This is a genomic window from Xanthomonas sp. WHRI 8932A (assembly GCF_035012785.1).
GTDB lineage: Bacteria > Pseudomonadota > Gammaproteobacteria > Xanthomonadales > Xanthomonadaceae > Xanthomonas.
The window spans coordinates 309,825-328,939 of sequence record NZ_JAYGQQ010000002.1 but is presented as its reverse complement, the minus strand read 5'-3'; the positions used below and the strand labels follow the sequence as shown (position 1 = coordinate 328,939).

Sequence of the window (19,115 nt, the reverse complement as noted above, 5' to 3'; positions counted from 1 at the left end):
GGCTAACAACACGTAGCGAGCAGTCGTCAGGGTGTGGAGGTGGCGCTCAGAACCGGTGTGTACGCGTGGTACATGCCGCACCGCGCACCGGCCGCGCGCCCCTGGCGGCTGCACAATCGCCTTGTTAGCTGCTCCAAACCCTTGGCGGCCTGTGGGAGAGGGCCGCAGTGGCGAAACGATCATGCTGGCGTGTGCACCTGGCCGCTGCAGCTGTGCGTCGTGGGTTTACGTCCGTACGGACGCGTGGCGGGGCTCGGTCGCCAGCCGTCGTGGCGTCCACGCCGGATCCCGTGGTTTCCGCGTGCCGGTAGCGCGAAGCCAACACGGCCCAGGCGAGCCACTCACCGTGCGGCCTTGCTGTCCGTAGCACCTGCGATGCCAGCGTTGCCCGCCCCCGAACCAGACGGCTGCCCGCTGCGGCCTGCACGCGCCCGATCTCACGCCAACAACTCAACTCAGCACGGCCTGCTGTTGCCATGTCCGCCGTTCCGACAGCCCGCCAGCGCTGCCCGCCACCCCCATGCCGAACAGCATTTGCGGCCTCGCCAAGCAGCCACTACCCTCGGCCGATTACCCTGCTCTGGAGTGTCACATGCTGCGTCCGCTGTCCCTGTTGATCGCCGGTGTGCTCGGCGTCGCCGCCGGTACCGTTGCCCCCGCTGTCGCCGCCGCCCCGGCCAGCCTGTCCAAGACCGCGGACAGCAGCGCCATTCCGGACATCGCCTACACCCGCTTCACCCTGCCCAATGGCCTGACCGTGGTGGTGCACGAAGACCACAAGGCGCCGGTGGTGGCGGTGAGCATCTGGTACCACATCGGTTCCGGCGACGAGCCGGCCGGCAAGACCGGCTTTGCGCATCTGTTCGAGCATCTGATGTTCTCCGGCTCGGAAAACAACAAGGGCAGCTTCTTTGCGCCGCTGGAACAGGTCGGCACCACCGACATGAACGGCACCACCTGGTTCGACCGCACCAACTACTTCGAAACCGTGCCGACCACCGCGCTGGATACCGCGCTATGGCTGGAATCGGACCGCATGGGCCACCTGCTCGGCGCCATCGGCCAGGAAGAACTCGACACCCAGCGCGGCGTGGTGCAGAACGAAAAGCGCCAGGGCGAAAACCGTCCCTATGGCCGCGTGGACCAGAACATCCTGTCCAACCTGTTCCCCGCTAACCACCCGTACCAGCACGACACCATCGGATCGATGGAAGATCTGGACGCGGCCTCGCTGGGCGACGTCAAACAGTGGTTCAACGACAACTACGGCGCCGCCAACACCACCCTGGTGCTGGCCGGCGACATCACCGTGGCGCAGGCGCGCGCCAAGGCACTGCAGTACTTCGGCGATATCCCGTCCGGCAAGCCGGTGGCGCGTCAGCAGCCGTGGGTCACGCCGCTGGCCGCGCAGAAGCGCGGCGTGCAGCACGACCATGTGTCGCAGCCGCGCATCTACCGCACCTGGGCCGCGCCGCAGCTGGGCACCGATGACATGATCCAGCTGGACCTGGCCACCACCGTGCTGGGCGGCGGCAAGACCTCGCGGCTGTATCAGCGCCTGGTCTATCAGGACAAGTTGGTCGATGACGTTTCTGCCTCGGTGCAGCCGTTTGCGCTGTCCAGCCAGATGCAGATCCAGGCCGACGTCAAGGACGGCGTGGACCCGGCCAAGGTCGAGGCGGTGATCGACGAAGAACTCAAGAAATTCATCGCACAAGGCCCGACTGCCGACGAATTGCAGCGTGCGCAGGTGGCCTACCGTGCCGGCTTTGTCCGCGGGCTGGAAAAGGTCGGTGGCTTCACCGGCAAGGCCGTGCTCCTGGCCGAGGGCCAGGTCTATCGCGGCGACCCGGGTGCCTACAAAAAAGATCTGCAGCGCGGTCAGGCCGCCACCGTGGACAGCGTCAAGCAGGCCTCCGCCACCTGGTTCGGCAAGGGCGACTATCTGCTCACCGTGCTGCCGGCGAGCAAGGACTTCGACCCTGCTGCCGAAGACAAGGCGGTGGTCGCACGCGCCGCCGAACCGGGCAAGCCGGCGCCCAAGCTGCCCGCCGCCGGCAAGTACAAGGTCACCGCTTCCAACGTGGACCGCAGCACCGGCGTGCCCAAGACCACTCAGTTCCCTGACCTGAGCTTCCCCAAACTGCAGCGCGGCAAGCTGAAGAACGGCATCGAAGTGGTGCTGGCCGAGCGCCACACCATCCCGGTCACCCAGGTCGAGTTGCTGTTCGACGCCGGTTACGCCGCCGACCAGGGCAAGAAGCTCGGCACCGCCAGCTTCAGCGCCGCACTGATGAACGAGAGCACCGCGTCGCTGGATTCGGTGGAAGTGGCGCAGCGCAAGCAGCGCCTGGGCGCGATCACCGGCGTCGGCTGCGATCTGGATAGCTGCAGCGCCTCGCTCAATGCGCTCAACGACCAGTTGCAGCCGTCGCTGCAATTGTTCTCCGACATCGTGCGCAACCCGGCATTCAAACCGTCGGACATCGAACGCATCCGTGGCCAGTGGCTGGCCGGCATCGCGCAGGAAAAAACCAAGCCCACCAGCCTGGGCCTGCGTGCGCTGCCGCCGCTGCTCTATGGCGACAAGCATCCGTACGGCATCCCGCTCACCGGCAGCGGCACCGAAGCGGCGATCAAGAGTCTCAATGCCAAGGACCTGCAGGCCTTCCACGGCCAGTGGCTGCGCCCGGACAACCTGCGCATCCTGGTCGCCGGCGACACCACGCTGGCGCAGATCATCCCGCAGCTGGATGCCGCATTCGGCGATTGGAAGGCCCCGGCCAGCCCGCTGCCGAAGAAGAACCTGGTCGACGTGGCCGTGCAGCCCAAGCCGCGTGTGTACCTGATCAACCGGCCGGATGCGCCGCAGTCGGTGATCCTGGCCGGCCTGCTGGCACCGTCGACCAAGACCCAGGACAACCTGGCCATCGGCGTGGCCGACGATGCGTTCGGCGGCACCTTCACCTCGCGATTGAACATGAACCTGCGCGAGAACAAGCGCTGGGCCTACGGTGCCGGCACTCGTTTGATGGATGCGCAGGGCCAGCGGCCGTATCTGTTCTCCGCACCGGTGCAGACCGACAAGACCGCCGAGTCGGCCAACGAGATCCTCAAGGAAGCCCGGGCCATCGTCGGCGACAAGCCGTTGACCGGCGAGGAGATCGAAAAGATCAAGAACCAGAGCATCCGCGCCCTGCCCGGCAGCTACGAAACCACCACCGCCGTGCTGAGCGCGATCGAAGGCATCGTGCAGTTCGACCGCCCCGACGACTACGTGCAGACGCTCAAGCCGCGCCTGGAAGCGATCGACCAGCCGGCCGCGCAGAAGGCCATCGCGCAGATCATCAAGCCCGACGCAATGACCTGGGTGATCGTGGGCGACCTGAAGAAGATCGAAGCCCCGGTGCGCGCGCTCAAGCTGGGCGAGGTACAGGTGCTGGACGCCGACGGCAAGCCGGTCAAGCGCTGAGGTTTCGCTAATGCCCTGCACCCACCCGCTTGCGATGCGTAGGTGGGTGGGGTGGGTGGGTGGGTGCAGGCAAGGTGCACGTGCTCGATACCGACAGCAACCCGGTCAAGTGCTGAGTTTTTGCGGCTGCCCTGCACCCACCTGCTTGCGATGCGTAGGCAGGTGGGTGCAGGGCAGCGGCGCGTTGCTGGGTGTGCGTTGGTTTGGGTGATGCGCCGATCGATTGTTCGATTGGTCGGTTGTTCGTTTGCTTGGTCGGTACTCCGGTCGATTGATTGATTGATTGATTGATCGGTCGGTCGGTCGGTCGGTCGGTCGGTCGGCAAGTTGACCGCTTGGTTGACCGAATGCACGTTGCGGACTGACCGCCGGCTCGAGTGGTCGAGCGTTTGGTTGACCGGCTGTGAACTCGCCGATTGGCCGAAAGACGAAGATCGAATGTTGGTTATCCGGTTATTCGATTGCCCGGCTGTTCGCATGGCCGATTGATTGGTCGGCCCACGGTTTGCAGTCGGCTCGGTCCGTTGTTCGCGCTAAACCGCAACGGCTGGCCGGTTGTTTGATTGGTCGATTGATCGTTGATTGACGGTTGGCCGCAGCAACAACTGAACCATCGGCAGATGGCAACACAGTTCGCTAGGCCTGATCAACAGCCCGCAGCCCGCGCGTCACGTCAGCACGTCAATTTCCGGCGGCGGCAACTCTCATATCGACGCCATGTTATCGGCCATTCCGGTAAGGTTGGACCCTCTCCTCGACAGGTGCTTGGCTGATCCGATGAAAGAGATGCCGACGGCAGATGAAGCCTCCCGCCAGCAGGTCCTCGATGGTTACCGCATCGTCGACAGCCTGCCCGAAGATACGTATCAGGACATCGTGCAGGTGGCCGCATCGCTCTGCGATACGCCTATCGCGCTGATGTCGTTGGTAGACCGCGACCGCCAATGGTTCAAGGCCCAACTTGGCCTGGGGTTGCAACAGACCGACCGCAGCCAGGCCGTTTGCGACCACGCCATCCGCGACCCCGGCCACCTGCTGGAAGTGCCGGACCTGACCCAGGACCCACGTTTCCGCGATATTTCCGTGGTCACCGGCGACACCGGCGCACGCTTCTACGCAGGCATGCCGTTGGTGACGACCGAAGGCGTGGCGCTAGGCACTGTGTGCGTGCTCGATACCGAACCGCGCACGCTCAACGAACTCCAGCGCACCGGATTGCAGGCGCTGGCTCGCGTCACCATGAACCTGCTGGATGGGCGTCAGGAAGCATTGCAACAAGAACGCAACGCCATCCTGCAGCCGGCCGCTGCCGCGGATACCCAGACTCCTTACCGGCTGGTGATCCTGGAAGTGCAGGAACTGGCCGCCTTGGCAGAACGCCAGAGCGAGCGGCTGCTCGGCCGTACCTTGCAACAGCTCGACCAGGCGTTTGCCGCACTGGTGCAGGGGCCGGGCAACAGCATCGACCGGGTCACCGACAGCGCGGAATTCATCGCCGTCCTGCGCGACCCCGATGCCGAACGCACGTTGCAACACCTGCGCGACGTCGCGCAGTTGCAACATGCGCTGGGTCTGACGGTGTTACTCGGCGAAGCACAGGCCACCCGCGCCGACGAACCGATCGGCCAGGTCTTTTTACGCGCGGAAATTGCGCTGAGCGCAGAGAAGGATCGCTACCGGCAGAGTCTGGCGTAGGCCGCTGCTTCGCTGCCGTAGCCGTACCCTCACCCCTCTCCCGCCGGGAGAGGGGCTTCACGGCAGCGATCAGCGGACTGCCTTCCCCCGCCTGCGGGGGAAGGTGCCCGAAGGGCGGATGGGGGCCAGCCGTTGGCCGATCCAGCCAACTGTTCTCACCCTGATGGGCACAACGCCTTTGCAAGGTAAAACTCAGTGTTGGGTGCGCGGCTTGAGCGGTGAGGGGCGTCCTGGCGCGTTTCCAGCGCATGCCTACGCTGTGCTCAGATGGCGGTCTGTCACCGTGCCCTTACCCCGACGCCTTAGATCTCTCCCGCAGGCGGGAAAGAGGCTTGAAGCGCGTGACGGTCTCTAACGCGGAATGGGGCGGCGCAAACACCCCACCTACCCCACCGCGCACTGCTTCAATTGCCGGTCGGCATACCACAGCGCGCGGCGTGCCAGGTCGTAGGCGCTGTCGGCCTGACGTGGCAACAGCTGCGCAGCCAATACCGGGTCGGCACCATTGTTGAGCGCGTGTTCGGCACGCTCCAGGTCGGACAGATGCGTGCGGACCGGCGACAGCAACGATTTGCGCTTGGACGCGTCGCAGCGTGCACTGCGCTGTTCCAACGTTGCCAATGCCTCGCGGATGCGGCGGCTGGCTTCGCCCTTGAGGTCGGGCAAGGTTTCGTGCGCGATCGGTGCGGCCTTGTACGCATCGCCAGTGGCCTCGCTGCCCATTTCGGCCTGATTTCCGGCCAATGCAGGATTGAAGCGTACGTCCGGCGGCGGCCGCGCCTTGGCTACCTGCGTCTGCGGCCCGTTGAGCATGTCGTTGAACTTTTTCATGCCGCGATTCATTTCCTGCATCGCCACATCGCCCAGCGTGCCGTCGCTCTTCCAATCCTTGGCAAAGCGCGTGTCCTGGTACTGCACCGGGTTGACCCGCTCCATCACGTTGCGCGCCTTGGCCTGCGCCCGCGCGTCGGTCATGCCAGGCGGCACTGCGTCGCCTTGCGCCATCGGGTCGACCTTGGTGTCGAGCGGCATGCGCAGACGGCCTTCGCGGGTATACAGCTGCGCTGCCATCGATGCATCGGCCGGCGCATTGGCGGCGGCGACCTGGCGTTGCGGCGGCGAAGTGCGCGTGGGCGGTGGCGCACGATGGGCAGCCGATGCGGAGGCGGCGGTGGCGCGTTGTTGCCGCTTGGGCTGCTTCTGCGGCGGCGGCTCGACCGGCGCCGGCGGCGTCACCTGCGGACGCGGCAGGAAATACACCTGCAGGCTTTCATCCTGCTGCACGGTCAGACGCGGAGCCGGCATGTACAGCAACAGACACGCAAGAAAAAACAGGATGGCGCCCGTGCATGCGGCTGCAGCAACATGCGGGACAAGCGCTTCCTTCCTGCGGGTAATCACAATGCGGGAGACCGATAAGGGGAGAGACGGGCACCGCACCACCAACCCCGGTCCGGAGCGCGCAAATCTAGCCGGCGCGGCGTTTACGCGCGTTTGAAATTCGTTGTCTGCTCAATAGGGACCAGCCGCCATTCACATTGAGCGCATGCCTGGGCTGAACCATTCGCCTCACCGGCTGGCGTGCGCGATTGCCGCCCAGCGTCACCTTCGATGCACGGGTGGCGGCGCTGGCAGAGCGCTGTGGTCTGCAAGCCGCGCCACGCCAGATTGTTCCTGCCACCCGCGGTGGCGCTGCTGACGCGCCACCGCATCGCGCGCTGCGCCACCGACCCTGCGCAAGTACCCCAGGCAGCAGTACCGGACACGAGCGTCGGCCCGTCTTAATGGCGCTGGCATGGCAGCCCGCGCGTCTACTGCATGAGCTACGACGAGCGCGCGCTGCAGGCGCTGGACGATGCGGTGTGCGCTGCGCCACACGTTGCGCGGAAGCCGCCAGCCGAACGCTGGGTGATCTTCGACAACACCGGCGCCGGCCTGGCCGTGCCCAACGCGCGCAGGCTGCAAGCGCTGTTGGGGATAGAACAGGGGGCGTGGGTCTGAGGCAGTGCCCGCTGCATGCCGGGCGTCACCCGCCACGACGCTTCGGCGTCGTCGCCGGCCGATGCTTGTTGCATGTCCGCACGTCGGACCCAGCCGCACAGACCTGCGCGTCAGGGTGACCATCGCCCAGGTCCTACATGCGCCCGGTCACTGCCACGCAGACCACGGGTGCGGCGGATGCCCCAGTGTCTCCATTGACGGCGCCCCCGATGCCGGCGCAGTAACCCTGGCCGCTGCCATGCACTGGCGCGCTTCTTGCAGCGATGGCACCTAACTCAGCACGCCGCCGCTGCACTCAAGCTGCCTGGATCCGCGCCGATACGCCTGGATTGGCGCTCGTTGCGGCGGCGCGCCGGATCACCTTGCTGAATCCCGTTGTCACCGCGCGAAGTCTGTCGGCGTTCCGGCATCTCACGCAGTCCCGCCCGCCACTTTGGTCGTTTACCATGCCCTACGCCACTGCCCGTTCTGGAGATGCCATGAGTTCTGCCGCGCCCCCGTGTTGCACGTCGCTGCTTGGCCTGTCGCTGAGCATGTTTGTTGCGCCGTGCACGCTGACTGCCGCGCCGCTGGATACTCCGGTCGTCAACGCGCCTGCGTCCACGCCGCCGACGCCCGATGTGGCCTACCCGGAACTGTTCCAGGCGGTGCAGAGCGGCGAGCTGTTCGACGACCAGAAACATTTCGTCGACTTTTTGCCGCTGCGCGACCCGGCCCTGATCAACGCCGACTATCTGGCGCAGCACGATCACCCGGGCTTTGATCTGCGCAAGTTCGTGGACGCCAATTTCGAAGAGTCGCCGCCGGTGCAGACCGACGCCATCCGCCAGGACACCGCGCTGCGCGAGCACATCGATCTGTTGTGGCCGAAGCTGGTGCGCAGCCAGAACCACGTGCCGCCGCACAGCAGCCTGCTGGCGCTGCCGCACCCGTACGTGGTGCCGGGCGGCCGCTTCCGCGAGGTGTACTACTGGGATTCCTACTTCACCATGCTGGGTCTGGTGAAGAGCGGCGAGACCACGCTCAGTCGCCAGATGCTGGACAACTTCGCCTACCTGATCGACACCTACGGGCATATTCCCAACGGTAACCGCACCTATTATCTCAGCCGCTCCCAGCCGCCGTTTTTCTCCTACATGGTGGAACTGCAGGCCGGCGTGGAAGGCGAGGCGGTCTATCAGCGGTACTTGCCGCAGCTGCAAAAGGAATACGCGTACTGGATGCAGGGCAGCGACGGGCTCAAGCCCGGCGAAGCCGCGCGTCATGCGGTGCGCCTGGCCGACGGCAGCGTGCTCAACCGCTATTGGGACGAGCGCGACACGCCGCGCCCGGAAGCCTGGCTGCACGACACCCGCACCGCCGCCGAAGTGAAAGACCGCCCGGCCGCCGAGGTCTACCGCGACCTGCGTGCCGGCGCCGAAAGTGGCTGGGATTACACCAGCCGCTGGCTGGCCGATGGACAGAACCTGCGCACCATCCGCACCACCGCCATCATTCCGATCGATCTCAACAGCCTGCTGTATCACCTGGAGCGCACCCTGGCCCAGGCCTGCGCGCAGCCGGGCGCCGAGTGCACGCTCGATTACGCCGCATTGGCGCAGCAGCGCAAGCAGGCTATCGACGCGCATCTGTGGAATGCGGCCGGCTACTACGCCGACTACGACTGGCAAACCCGCACGCTGAGCGACCAGGTCACTGCCGCCGCGCTGTACCCGTTGTTTGCCGGCCTGGCGTCGGACGCGCATGCCAAGCGCACCGCCACCGTGGTGCGCGCGCGTCTGCTGCGCCCCGGCGGCCTGGCCACCACCGCGGTGAAGACCGGGCAGCAATGGGATGAGCCCAACGGTTGGGCGCCGCTGCAATGGGTGGCGGTGGACGGCCTGCGTCGCTACGGCGAAGACGCGCTGGCGCGCACCATCGGCGAGCGTTTCCTCAGCCAGGTGCAGGCGCTGTTCGCACGCGAACACAAGCTGGTCGAAAAATACGGCCTGGACGCCGCTGCGGCTGGCGGCGGCGGCGGCGAATACGCACTGCAGGACGGCTTCGGCTGGACCAATGGCGTGACTTTGATGCTGTTGAATCTGTATCCGGGTACCGACAGCAAGACCGCGCCTGCAAAGCGCGTGCGCAAGCCGGAAGCGGCGACACGCTGAGTGTGCCGTCGTCATGCCGGGTAATGCTCGGCATGACGGCGCTATCGGGTTGTGGATCGCAAGCAGGCCAGCAGATGCTTGTCATAACGAGCCTGCACGCGCGCCTACTCTCCGCCTTGATGCGGCAACATCGCTTGAAACGGTGATTGCACGCGGCATCAGTCCGCATACCCAGGCGCTAACCAGCAATCAGACGCAGGCTTGCCGGAGCGCCGATACCTTGCAGCGGCTGTTGTCGGCATGCGTCCGGCGCAGGCCGCAGTAGCGACATGCATCTTTCACGGGGTGCTGTTCAACGCAGCATCTGCACCCGGCAGCCAGCGGTGCAACTGCGTCGGCGACTGCGTGCTCAGGGCGACTGCATCAACGAGGCGACACCAGAGCGGGGCGAGACACCAGCGCCAAGCATTGAATTGAATTGCACTGCACTGCACTGCACTGCACTGCACTGCACTCACAGCATCCCGCGTGGCCGACGATCACCGCCGCCATCGATGCAGATCATTCCACCCGCACGCGCAGATCGCGGTTGGTCGTCGCTGTATTGCCGCTGTAATCGCGTGCGGTAATGCGCAGCGTGTAGTCGCCCGGTGCCAACGCACCGGCCTGCCACTGCCCACTGCCGAGACGGCCATCGCGCACCGTGTTGCTGACCAGATAGCGGAACCGCGTCACCGCGCTGCCATGCACGGTGATGCCGCTGTCGGGCGCATAAGCGGTGAGTACCGCAGCCGGATCGGCGGGCATGCGGTCGAACACGATCGTCATGCGCGGCGCGGCCTCGCCCGGCAATGCCACGCCCTGCGCATCCAGCACCTGGTAGCCCAGTGCGTACAGGCCCAGCCGGCGCCGCGGCAGATTGCGATCCACCTGATCCCAGGCCTCCACCACGATCTGCACCGCCGCCGCGCGCGGCACCTGCACCACGCCGTTGGTCACCGGTAATGGCTGACCCGCAGCATCGAGCAGGCTCACCTTGTCGATGCGCGGCGCCACATGATCTGCGTAGCCAACAAACCCCAGCTGCACCGCATTGCGCTCGAAGCCGTTGGCGCCCACGGTCAGATGCACATGCGCCATGCCATTGAGCGTACCCAGCGCATCGCCGGCGCGAAATCGCGTGCCGCGCAGTACGCGCATGCGTTCGGGCTTGCCGTCCACATCGCTCATCAACTGGAGACGTTGCGGGTCCAGCGGCTTGCCTTGCGCGGTGCGGCCCACGCGCAGATGGATATAGCCGATGGTGTCCAGCACCATGCCTTCGCCCAGTTGCCCCAGCCCCCAACTGGCATTGGGGCTGGACACCTTAGCATCGGCAATCGCGAAGACCGTCTGACCGACATCGCCGCGGATATCCAGGCCCGCATGCAGATGATCGCGGCTGAGTCCCTGGTAGTTGCCGCGCACTTCGCCGAGCGTGCCGACCACCTCGTGCCAGCCGGTCTGCGGCTGCAACGGCCAACGGCCTTGGGTGACAGGCAAGGGCTGCGCGTCGGCCGGCCCGACCACGGGCGTGTCGTCAACGTTCGTCGCCGTTGCCGGCACCAGCCGATGCACGCGTGCGCTTCCCGCGTCGCTGACATACACCGCGCCCTGCGCATCCACCGCAATCCCCGCCGGGCGCGACAGGCGTTGCATCACATTCTCGCCGCTCATCGTCACCACATGCCCGGCGCGCGTCACCTGCAACACGCGACCGCTTGCATCGCCCACGTACAGCACGCCGTCGTGGGTGATGGCGAGCGTCATCGGTCGATACAACAGCGGGCTGCGGTCGGCAGGATCGCCGCCGACCAAGGTAGTGACGCTGCCATCGGCGTCGATACGGCGAATCGCATCGTTGCGCATGTCCGCCACCCACACCGCACCGTAGGCATCCACCTTGAGATCGGTCGGGGTATCGAAACGCGCTTGGTCGCCGACGCCATCGGCCATGCCGGGCAAGGCGCCACCGGCTAGCGTGCGCACCTGACCGCCAGGCTCGATGACGCGAATGCGGTCGTTGTAGGTATCGGCGACGTAAACACGCTCCTGCGCATCCACCGCCACGCCAATCGGCCCATTGAAGCGCGCCTGCGCCGCCGCACCATCGCGAAACGCTGCACTGCCGTCGCCAGCGAGGGTGGTAACCACGCCTTGCGACGTGCGCTTGCGGATCGCGTGATTGCCGGTGTCGGCGATATACAGATTGCCTGCCGTGTCGAAAGCGATCCCCGAGGGCGTATTGAACGCTGCGGCCGCGCCCATGCCATCGGCAAAACCTTCCCGCCCGCCAGCAAGAGTCTGCACGCTGCCGTTGGCGAGCACGGTGCGGACACGGTTGTTGTCGCCACCGTCGGCGATGTACAGCGTGCCGTGCGCATCGATCGCCAGGCCGTAAGGGTCGGCAAACTGCGCGTCGGCCGCGCGGCCATCCTGCGCGCCACGCACGCCGTTGCCGGCCACCCACTGCAGCTGTGCCGACCAACCCAATGGCGTCGCAGCCGGACCCTCTACTTGCGGCACTGCCGTTGGCGCCGGCATCCACCACCAGCTCGCCAGCACTGCGGTCGTGGTTGCTACCAGCACTGCACAGATCCACAGCTTGCCTCGTGTTGCCATGCCAGTCGCGTGCGTGAGAGGAACCGCACTTTAAACGCGTTCGGCAACCTGGAGCGTTGAGCGCAGTGCCACGCGTGCGCCGAGGCACCGCACTCAACGCTGCGTCGACCTGCGGCAACCGCAAGCAGCAGGCGTGCGCACGCAGGCGCTGCCGACACGCAGGCCGCGTATCATGCGCACTCTTTCACGTACTAGGGATGGACCCATGGCCGTACGCACGCTCAACGAATTTCTCGCCCACTCCAAGGAAAAGGACGTCAGCCCTGATCCGTTCGAGCTGGAAAACCCGCATCTGCTGGAAGTGCGCCTGGATGGCATGGTCTGGTCCAAGGCAGGCGCCATGGTCGCGCGCACCGGCAACGTCAAGTTCACCCGCGAGGGTTTGCTGGAACAGGGGCTGGGCAACCTGCTGAAAAAAGCCGTCAGCGGCGAAGGCATGCAGCTGATGAAGGCCGAAGGCCAGGGCCGCGTGTATCTGGCCGACCTCGGCAAGCTGGTCACGCTGCTGCGTTTGAATGGCGAGGCAATCTTCGTCAACGGCAACGATGTGCTGGCGTTCGAATCCGGCGTAGAGCACAAGATCACGATGATGCGCAAAGTGGCCGGCATGCTCTCCGGCGGCCTGTTCAACGTGCGCCTGAGCGGCCACGGCATCGTGGCGATCACCTCGCACTACGAGCCGCTGACGCTGCCGGTGACTGCCGCCAGCGGCCCGGTGTTTACCGACCCCAACGCCACGGTGGCGTGGTCCGGCACATTGACCCCGGAGCTGGTGACCGATGTGTCGATCGGCACGCTGTTCGGTCGCGGCTCGGGCGAAAGCCTGCAGATGCGCTTCGCCGGCGAAGGCTGGGTGGTGGTGCAGCCGTACGAAGAAGCAAGTTTCCAGGCCAAGGGCTGATCGTGTTGGTGCCCGGCCGCGCGGTTGCGTGGCTGGGCACTCTATGTGCATGCGCAGTGCGTTGGTGGCGCATGTGCTGTATGAAGCGCGTTGGACGCGATGTGGGTTTATCGCACTGCCCTCGCGCCCGGGTGCGCTCCTACGAGGTAGTGTCGTGCATCACACCCAGCCGCGCTTGCGGAACCATGCCAGCGGAATCACCACGCTCAGTGCGATGACGCCCAGCGCCCAGAAATACGCATCGTGCCCCTTGAGCTCGGGCATGTAGGCGAAGTTCATACCCCAGATGCCGACCAGCACGGTGGGCGGGATGCCGACCACCGACGCCACCGCCATCACCTTCATCACATTGTTCTGGTCCATGTTGATCATGCCCAGCACGCTGTCGAGTAGAAACTCGATGCGGTCGTCCATGTGCTGCTGAAATTCGCTCAAGGTGGTCAGGTCCTTGTGCAGCATTCCGATGCGCTTGGCCGCATCGGCGGCGAACCAGTCCGGCGCGGCGCCGTCCAGATAAGTAATCAGGCGCAGCATGCCCTGCCCGGCGTTGTGCAGCCCGCCCAGCTGGCGGCCCATACCGCCCACCTGGTGCAGCATGCGCTCCAGATCCTTGGTGGTATGCGGGTTGTCGAACACCTGCCGCGTGGTCTCGGTGACCTGGGCTTCGAGCGCTTCCAGGCGGTCTGCCAGGCGTCCGACCAATTGATCGAACATGCGCAGCAGCAAGTCGTCGGAACTATGGCAGGGCTCGTGCTCCAACCGCGCGACCAACGCGTCCAGCGAGCCGATGCGCTGCTCGCGCTGGGTCACCAGCATGCTCGGCGACAGCGCAAACCCTAGCGGTGCGGTCGGGCCATCGTCGTCCTGGAAACGCGGCACATTGAGAAACAGCACATCGCCCTGGCGGCGCACCCGGCTGCTGAATTCGATCTCGCCGATGGCCGCACGGTCGGGCAGCGCAAACCCTACCTGCTTGGCGGCGTCAGCCAACTCTTGCGGACTCGGCTGGCACAGGTCGACCCAATACCCTTGTGCGTGGTGGGTTCCGGCAATCGGGTGGGTCGTGATCATGCGGCAGGCCGTGGCAGTGGATGGCCGCGAGCATCCGGCTCCGCCTCATCGGCGTCAACGCCAACGCACCGGCACGCTCAGCTGACAGTAGCCTTCATCGCGGCGACGTGCAGCCACTCAAGCAATGGAATCGCATTGCGAAGCCTGCTTTGCGGCACAGATCGAGCGAGCCAACCAGATTCGCTGCCTGCGGGCGGTGCGCGGCATGTTGCATGTGCCGTAGGCGTGCTTCGATGCGAGCGCCGAACCCTTCGGCGTCAGTGGCATTGCCATGCGCCGCCGCTGCACTCCGCTGCCGGTCCACAGGTTCACCGACTGTCATCCAAGCATTACAGCGTGTGGCTGTCATGCAATCGGCAGCAGCCGGTCATACGCCTGCCATCTGGTACGACTATGCCGAGCCAGATGACATTGGTGCGGCATCTCGCACAAACAGCGATCCCCATTCCAGTGCGACCGTCTGCTCACGGTGGCATACATACTCCCGTCCGCTTCCTTGACTGCGCGCACGGACCGGGCGTGGCAATTGCTGATCTCCTGCGCAGCCGCCACCCAGGAGACTTTCATGCAAACTCGCACCCATCTGTTGCTCGCACTCGCATTGCTGGCTCCCGTGACCGGGCTGGCCGTGCAGGTCGATCCGCAGGGCCGACTTGTCGATGCGCAAGGCCAGACGCTGCAGATTCGCGGGGTGACCTGGCCCGGTTTTGACCGCACTGCGCTGGCAGCTGCCGGTTTGCGCGACAGCACGCTGGCCCAGGTACTCGATCAGATGCAGGCCGCCGACATCAACGCCGTGCGCTTGCCAATCTGCGCGGCGGCGCTACAGCCCACGCCAGTGGCGGCTGCAGACGTTGCCGGCGACCCGGCATTACGCGGTCTCACTGCATCGCAGCTGCTCGATGCGGTGGTGCGCGCCGCATCCCAGCGCGGCATGCAGGTGATGTTTGCGTTTGCCGATGGCCGCTGCGATGACAGTGCACCGCAGCTGGGCACGCAGCAGCAGGCATGGATGCGCGGCCTGACCAGACTGGCACGTGACTACCGCGACACCGCGGGTGTCATCGGCATCGATCTTGGCAGTAGCGGGTATCGCAATGCCAACTGGGCAGGAAACGCCGCAGAAGCAGACTGGAATCGCGTTGCAGCGCGCGCAGCCACCGCCGTGCTGGCGCAGGCGCCGCGCTGGGTGGTGGGCGTGGAAGGTGTCGGCAGCAATGCGCTGTGCAGCGATTCCGCACGCAAGGCCGCTGGCAGCAATCTGCAGCCACTGGCCTGCGCACCGCTGCGCATCGCATCGCAACACCTGGTGTTGATGCCCAAGCTGGCCGGACCGGATCGCGATGCGGCCACTGCGTTTGCCGCGCCGGATTTTGCACAGGCGTTGCCTGCCACGTGGCAGCGCGACTTCGGGCAATTTGCGCGCAACCACGCCGTGGTTCCGGTCAGCATCGGCGGTGGTCTGGGCGATGGCGATCCGCGCGACCCGGCATGGCAAACCGCGCTCAGCGCCTATCTTGCCAACAGCGGATTGCGCAGTGCGTTTCTCGGCAGCTGGGAGGTGGGCAACGCCAACAATGGCGGCCTGCTGGCGCAAGATGGCAGTCCGCGTGCAGACAAGCTGCAGGTGTTGCAGCAGGCCTGGGGCATCGCACCTGCAGCGCCGGTAGCTGCATCGGCACCGCGTGCTGGCGCAAAGAATGTCAGCAAGGCGACGACGTGGGACAGCACCTTCACCGGCACCGCGACGTACACCGGCTCCGGCTACTCCGGCGGTGCGCTGCTGCTGGATCCGATCCCGAGCACCGCGTTCATCACCGCACTCAACCCGACGCAGCTGAACTTCGGCGGCGTCAAAGCCGCGATGGCCGGCGCCTATCTGGAAGTGACCGGTCCAAAGGGCAAGACCACCGTGTATGTCACCGACCTGTATCCAGAAGGCGCTTCCGGTGGCCTGGACCTGTCGCACAACGCCTTTGCGGCGATCGGCAACATGGTGGACGGGCGCATCCCGATCAGCTGGAAGATGGTGCGCGCCCCGGTCACCGGCAATGTGCAGTACCGCATCAAGGAAGGCAGCTCACGCTGGTGGGCGGCAATCCAGGTACGCAACCATGCCTATCCGGTGGTCAAGTTCGAAGTGAAACAGGGCAGCACCTGGAAGAGCCTGCAGAAGATGGATTACAACCATTTCCTCGGCGAACAACTGGGTAATCAGCCGCTGTCCATCCGCATCACCGATATCCGCGGCAAGGCGATCCTCGACACGATTCCCGCGCTCTACGAAGACGGCAGCCACCCGGCATATTTCAAGCCTGGCAGTGTGCAGTTTCCGTGATTGGGGAGTCCGGAGTTGGGATTCGTAGTGACGTAACCGGTGTCTAACCCGTGGCGCGCTTATGGTCGCGTGCAAATGCGTGACTCACCATAGCTCCGCACCACGACCTACATGCGGCGAAGCGATCGAAGCCCCTCTCCAGCCGAGGCGAGGGGCACTGCTTGCGCCGCTGACTCGCAAACGTTGGAACGCCCGCGCCACACGCGGGCTGGGGCCCCATGCGGGAGTGCAGTAAAGAGTCAGGACGAAGCATCTGCACTTTCGCCGGTGGCCGGAGTCGTCCCTGCTCACTTCGCAAAGGCGCCTTCCACGCAAAACCTCTTATTTGGCGACATCAGAGCAAGCGCCGCATCAAGAGCACAACTGGCCCGGCAGAGCACAACTGGCCCTCTTCAACCTGCCATCAGCATGGCTACGCAGCTTGTCATCACGCCCTCACCCACCAGCAAGGCCACCGCCAACACGTCCGGGCAGCGCGTTGTTGTCATCCTCTTCGAGATTGCCCACCTCCTCGCGCAAGCCGCCTTGTTGCGGCGGCTGCTCTTCGACCGGGATCTCGTCCCCGTTCGTATCCGGATCGGGGGTGCCATGGGCCGACATGCCTGCCGTAAAAGCGCTCATCGGGCGTGCAGTGCGTGGAGTGAGATGCATGGGTGGCTCCGTGCGTTCGAGTGATGCATCGACGCTAGGCCGCGCGGCGCTACCGGGTTGTGATCCAGACGGCGGTAGCCGTAACGCCGTGTTGACGTCGCTCAGCAACGAGGCGCGGCGGCCACGCACAGCGCAGGCAGCAATGCGTTCGCCTCTCGTCTCTGTGGATACTGCGGTAACCGGCAGCAAGCAGCGCGCAGGCGCAGACGCACCAGGTGTCACCGTCTGCGTCGCAACGATCCAGCGCCCCGCCCTGACGACCACCGCTATCATGCGCGCTCATCTTCGAGGCCATGCCATGCGCTGTCGCATCTTGCTCGCATTCCTGCTGACCTGTGGTGTCGCGCATGCCGCCACGCCGGTGTCGCGCCTGGACGCAGTGCTGCACGCCGGCGTAGTGCGGGTGTGCACCACCGGCGACTATCGCCCCTACACCTTGTTGCGCGAAGACGGCAGCTTCGAAGGCAGCGATATCGCGCTGGCGCACTCGCTGGCCGATAGCCTCGGCGTACAGGCCAAGTTTGTGCGTACCAGCTGGCCACAACTGCTACCGGATCTGCTGGCCGACCGATGCGACATTGCGGTTGGCGGCATTTCGGTGACCTTGCAACGGCAGCGCCAGGCCAGCTTCAGCGCGGTGCTGGATGTGGACGGCAAGATCCCGCTGGTGCGCTGCACCGACCAGGCGCGCTATCGCAGCGTTGCGCAACTCAATCGCCCGGAGGTGCGCGTGATCGAACCGCCGGGCGGCACCAACGAAGCCTTTGCACGTCGCGAATTGCCGCGCGCGCAGCTGCGCCTGTTTGCCGACAACACCACCATCTTCCAGGAGCTGCTGGACCAGCGCGCCGACGTCATGATCACCGACGCGTCAGAAGCGATCTACCAGCAAGCCCGGCTCCCCGGCCTGTGCGCCATCGCTCCCGAGCAACCGCTGCAATACAGCGAAAAAGCCTTCCTGCTTCCACGCGACGACACGGCATGGAAAGCCTACGTCGACCAGTGGCTGCATCTGAGCAAGGCCAGCGGCGAGTATGTTCGTCTTGTTGAGGCCTGGCGGAGGCCTTGAATCGGGAATCGGGAATTGGGAATCGGGAATTGGGAATCGCAAGAGCAAGCTTCAGCTCACCAGAATTTGCGCAGCAACGCCGTTACGATTCCCCATTCCCCATTCCCCATTCCCAATTCCCGATTCCCGATTCCCGCGGCGCACCGCGCCGCCCTCAAACAATCTTGGTGCGGCGCCACCAGCGCGATACCTGTTCTTCGCGGATCAAGGTAAACAGGCCGGCCCCTAGAATCAGCGCGATGCCCACGCCCATCGGCCAGTCCAGATGGTCGTGGAACAGAAAGTAGCCGAACGCGATCGCCCACAACATCTGGCTGTATTGCGTGGGCGCCACCACGCTGACCGGCGCCAGGCGCGTGGCGTACATCATGCAGATGGCAGCCAGCCCCGCGAGCAGGCCATAGCCGGCCAGCAGGCCCCACTGATACAGCGACGGCCATACGAAGCTCGGCAGCATCAGGATGCCGCCCATCACCAGCGGGCCGATCACGCCGGCCCCATACAGCGTCAAGCGTTTTTCGCTATGCCCGGCCATGCGCAGGGTGATCACCGAGATCGCACCGACCAGGCCGCACACGATGGCCGCGACGTGTCCGTGGGTGAGATGCCGAAAGCCGGGGCGCAGCACGATCAATACGCCGATGAAGCCGATGATCACCGCCGTCCAGCGCCGCCAGCGCACTTCTTCCTTGAGAAACACCACCGACAGCACGGTGACGAAGATCGGCATCAAGAAGATCAGCGCGAATGCCTCGGCCATCGGCAAGGTGGTGAAGGCGATCACCGAGGTGAGATTGCCGATGGCGCCAGTGAGCGCACGCAGCAGCCACAATGCCGGCTGCTTGGCCATGACCAGTTCGCGCAGCTGGTCGTCGGGCTTCTTCAGGAAGGGCACCGCCAACAGCATTAGCAAGGCGCCGAGGAACAGCACCTCGTAGACCGGCAGCGTTCCTTCGAGCAGTTTTACGAAGGCATCGCTGATCGAATAAGCCGCATAACACGCAAAACCGAGCAGCACACCTTTGAGCATCACGCGCCTCTTGGATTCGATGACACCCCTCGCGGAAGGAGCGCGGGGAACCGACGCATTATGCAGTGCGCCTGCAGCCTGCTGGCCGGAGAATCCCGCGCACGGCTTACAACGTCTCCAAGCTCGATCCTGC

General features: G+C 65.3%; 11 protein-coding genes, 1 other RNA gene and 1 pseudogene. 7 read left to right on the top strand and 6 right to left on the bottom strand.

Annotation, left to right across the window (positions count from 1 at the left end):
- Positions 1-74, bottom strand: a non-coding RNA gene (locus VC212_RS04265) — sX9 sRNA.
- Between the two features lie 518 nt (positions 75-592).
- Between VC212_RS04265 and VC212_RS04260 the strand changes: the two genes are divergently transcribed.
- Both VC212_RS04260 and VC212_RS04255 read left to right on the top strand, forming a co-directional pair.
- Positions 593-3,472: a pitrilysin family protein gene (locus VC212_RS04260; protein ID WP_323514369.1), complete on the top strand. Its 2,880-nt coding sequence runs from the start codon at positions 593-595 to the stop codon at positions 3,470-3,472.
- A gap of 777 nt (positions 3,473-4,249) precedes the next feature.
- Positions 4,250-5,167 carry a GAF domain-containing protein gene (locus tag VC212_RS04255; RefSeq protein WP_323514370.1) on the top strand — a complete coding sequence of 306 codons (918 nt, stop codon included), beginning with the start codon at positions 4,250-4,252 and terminating at the stop codon, positions 5,165-5,167.
- Positions 5,168-5,551: 384 nt separating this feature from the next.
- On the opposite strand, the gene VC212_RS04250 is transcribed toward VC212_RS04255, so the two are convergent.
- Positions 5,552-6,568: a hypothetical protein gene (locus tag VC212_RS04250; protein ID WP_323514371.1), complete on the bottom strand. Its 1,017-nt coding sequence runs from the start codon at positions 6,566-6,568 to the stop codon at positions 5,552-5,554.
- 222 nt (positions 6,569-6,790) lie between these two features.
- Here VC212_RS04250 and VC212_RS04245 point away from each other — a divergent pair.
- Positions 6,791-7,168: pseudogene (locus VC212_RS04245) on the top strand (DUF72 domain-containing protein); the annotation flags it as partial.
- Positions 7,169-7,647: 479 nt separating this feature from the next.
- A complete protein-coding gene (gene treA / locus VC212_RS04240) occupies positions 7,648-9,321 on the top strand; it encodes an alpha,alpha-trehalase TreA (RefSeq protein ID WP_323514372.1) in 1,674 nt (557 codons plus the stop codon).
- Between the two features lie 501 nt (positions 9,322-9,822).
- Here the strand turns inward: treA and VC212_RS04235 are convergent.
- A complete protein-coding gene (locus VC212_RS04235) occupies positions 9,823-11,889 on the bottom strand; it encodes an NHL repeat-containing protein (RefSeq protein WP_323514373.1) in 2,067 nt (688 codons plus the stop codon).
- A gap of 238 nt (positions 11,890-12,127) precedes the next feature.
- Between VC212_RS04235 and VC212_RS04230 the strand changes: the two genes are divergently transcribed.
- The gene (locus tag VC212_RS04230; protein ID WP_012437307.1) at positions 12,128-12,823 is read left to right on the top strand and encodes an AIM24 family protein; all 696 of its coding nucleotides are present in this window, start codon (positions 12,128-12,130) and stop codon (positions 12,821-12,823) included.
- Positions 12,824-12,982: 159 nt separating this feature from the next.
- Here VC212_RS04230 and VC212_RS04225 read toward each other — a convergent pair whose 3' ends face one another.
- The gene (locus VC212_RS04225) at positions 12,983-13,894 is read right to left on the bottom strand and encodes a CorA family divalent cation transporter (protein WP_055850483.1); all 912 of its coding nucleotides are present in this window, start codon (positions 13,892-13,894) and stop codon (positions 12,983-12,985) included.
- 565 nt (positions 13,895-14,459) lie between these two features.
- On the opposite strand from VC212_RS04225, the gene VC212_RS04220 reads away from it, so the two are divergent.
- Positions 14,460-16,232, top strand: a complete 1,773-nt coding sequence (locus VC212_RS04220; RefSeq protein WP_323514374.1) for an expansin EXLX1 family cellulose-binding protein — start codon at positions 14,460-14,462, stop codon at positions 16,230-16,232.
- 435 nt (positions 16,233-16,667) lie between these two features.
- Here the strand turns inward: VC212_RS04220 and VC212_RS04215 are convergent, their stop codons facing one another.
- Positions 16,668-16,883: a hypothetical protein gene (locus VC212_RS04215; protein WP_323514375.1), complete on the bottom strand. Its 216-nt coding sequence runs from the start codon at positions 16,881-16,883 to the stop codon at positions 16,668-16,670.
- 298 nt (positions 16,884-17,181) lie between these two features.
- Between VC212_RS04215 and VC212_RS04210 the strand changes: the two genes are divergently transcribed.
- Positions 17,182-17,952, top strand: a complete 771-nt coding sequence (locus tag VC212_RS04210) for a transporter substrate-binding domain-containing protein (RefSeq protein WP_323514377.1) — start codon at positions 17,182-17,184, stop codon at positions 17,950-17,952.
- Between the two features lie 154 nt (positions 17,953-18,106).
- On the opposite strand, the gene VC212_RS04205 is transcribed toward VC212_RS04210, so the two are convergent.
- On the bottom strand, positions 18,107-18,982 hold the full coding sequence (locus VC212_RS04205; protein ID WP_055850474.1) for a DMT family transporter: 876 nt from the start codon (positions 18,980-18,982) through the stop codon (positions 18,107-18,109).
- Between the last annotated feature and the right edge of the window lie 133 nt (positions 18,983-19,115).

Bases quoted from the DNA above. Each gene is read 5' to 3' on its own strand.
- VC212_RS04260 (WP_323514369.1), top strand. From the start codon at position 593: ATGCTGCGTCCGCTGTCCCTGTTGATCGCCGGTGTGCTCGGCGTCGCC.
- VC212_RS04255 (WP_323514370.1), top strand. From the start codon at position 4,250: ATGAAAGAGATGCCGACGGCAGATGAAGCCTCCCGCCAGCAGGTCCTC.
- treA (WP_323514372.1), top strand. From the start codon at position 7,648: ATGAGTTCTGCCGCGCCCCCGTGTTGCACGTCGCTGCTTGGCCTGTCG.
- VC212_RS04230 (WP_012437307.1), top strand. From the start codon at position 12,128: ATGGCCGTACGCACGCTCAACGAATTTCTCGCCCACTCCAAGGAAAAG.
- VC212_RS04225 (WP_055850483.1), bottom strand. From the start codon at position 13,894: ATGATCACGACCCACCCGATTGCCGGAACCCACCACGCACAAGGGTAT.
- VC212_RS04220 (WP_323514374.1), top strand. From the start codon at position 14,460: ATGCAAACTCGCACCCATCTGTTGCTCGCACTCGCATTGCTGGCTCCC.
- VC212_RS04215 (WP_323514375.1), bottom strand. From the start codon at position 16,883: ATGCATCTCACTCCACGCACTGCACGCCCGATGAGCGCTTTTACGGCA.
- VC212_RS04210 (WP_323514377.1), top strand. From the start codon at position 17,182: ATGCGCTGTCGCATCTTGCTCGCATTCCTGCTGACCTGTGGTGTCGCG.
- VC212_RS04205 (WP_055850474.1), bottom strand. From the start codon at position 18,982: ATGCTCAAAGGTGTGCTGCTCGGTTTTGCGTGTTATGCGGCTTATTCG.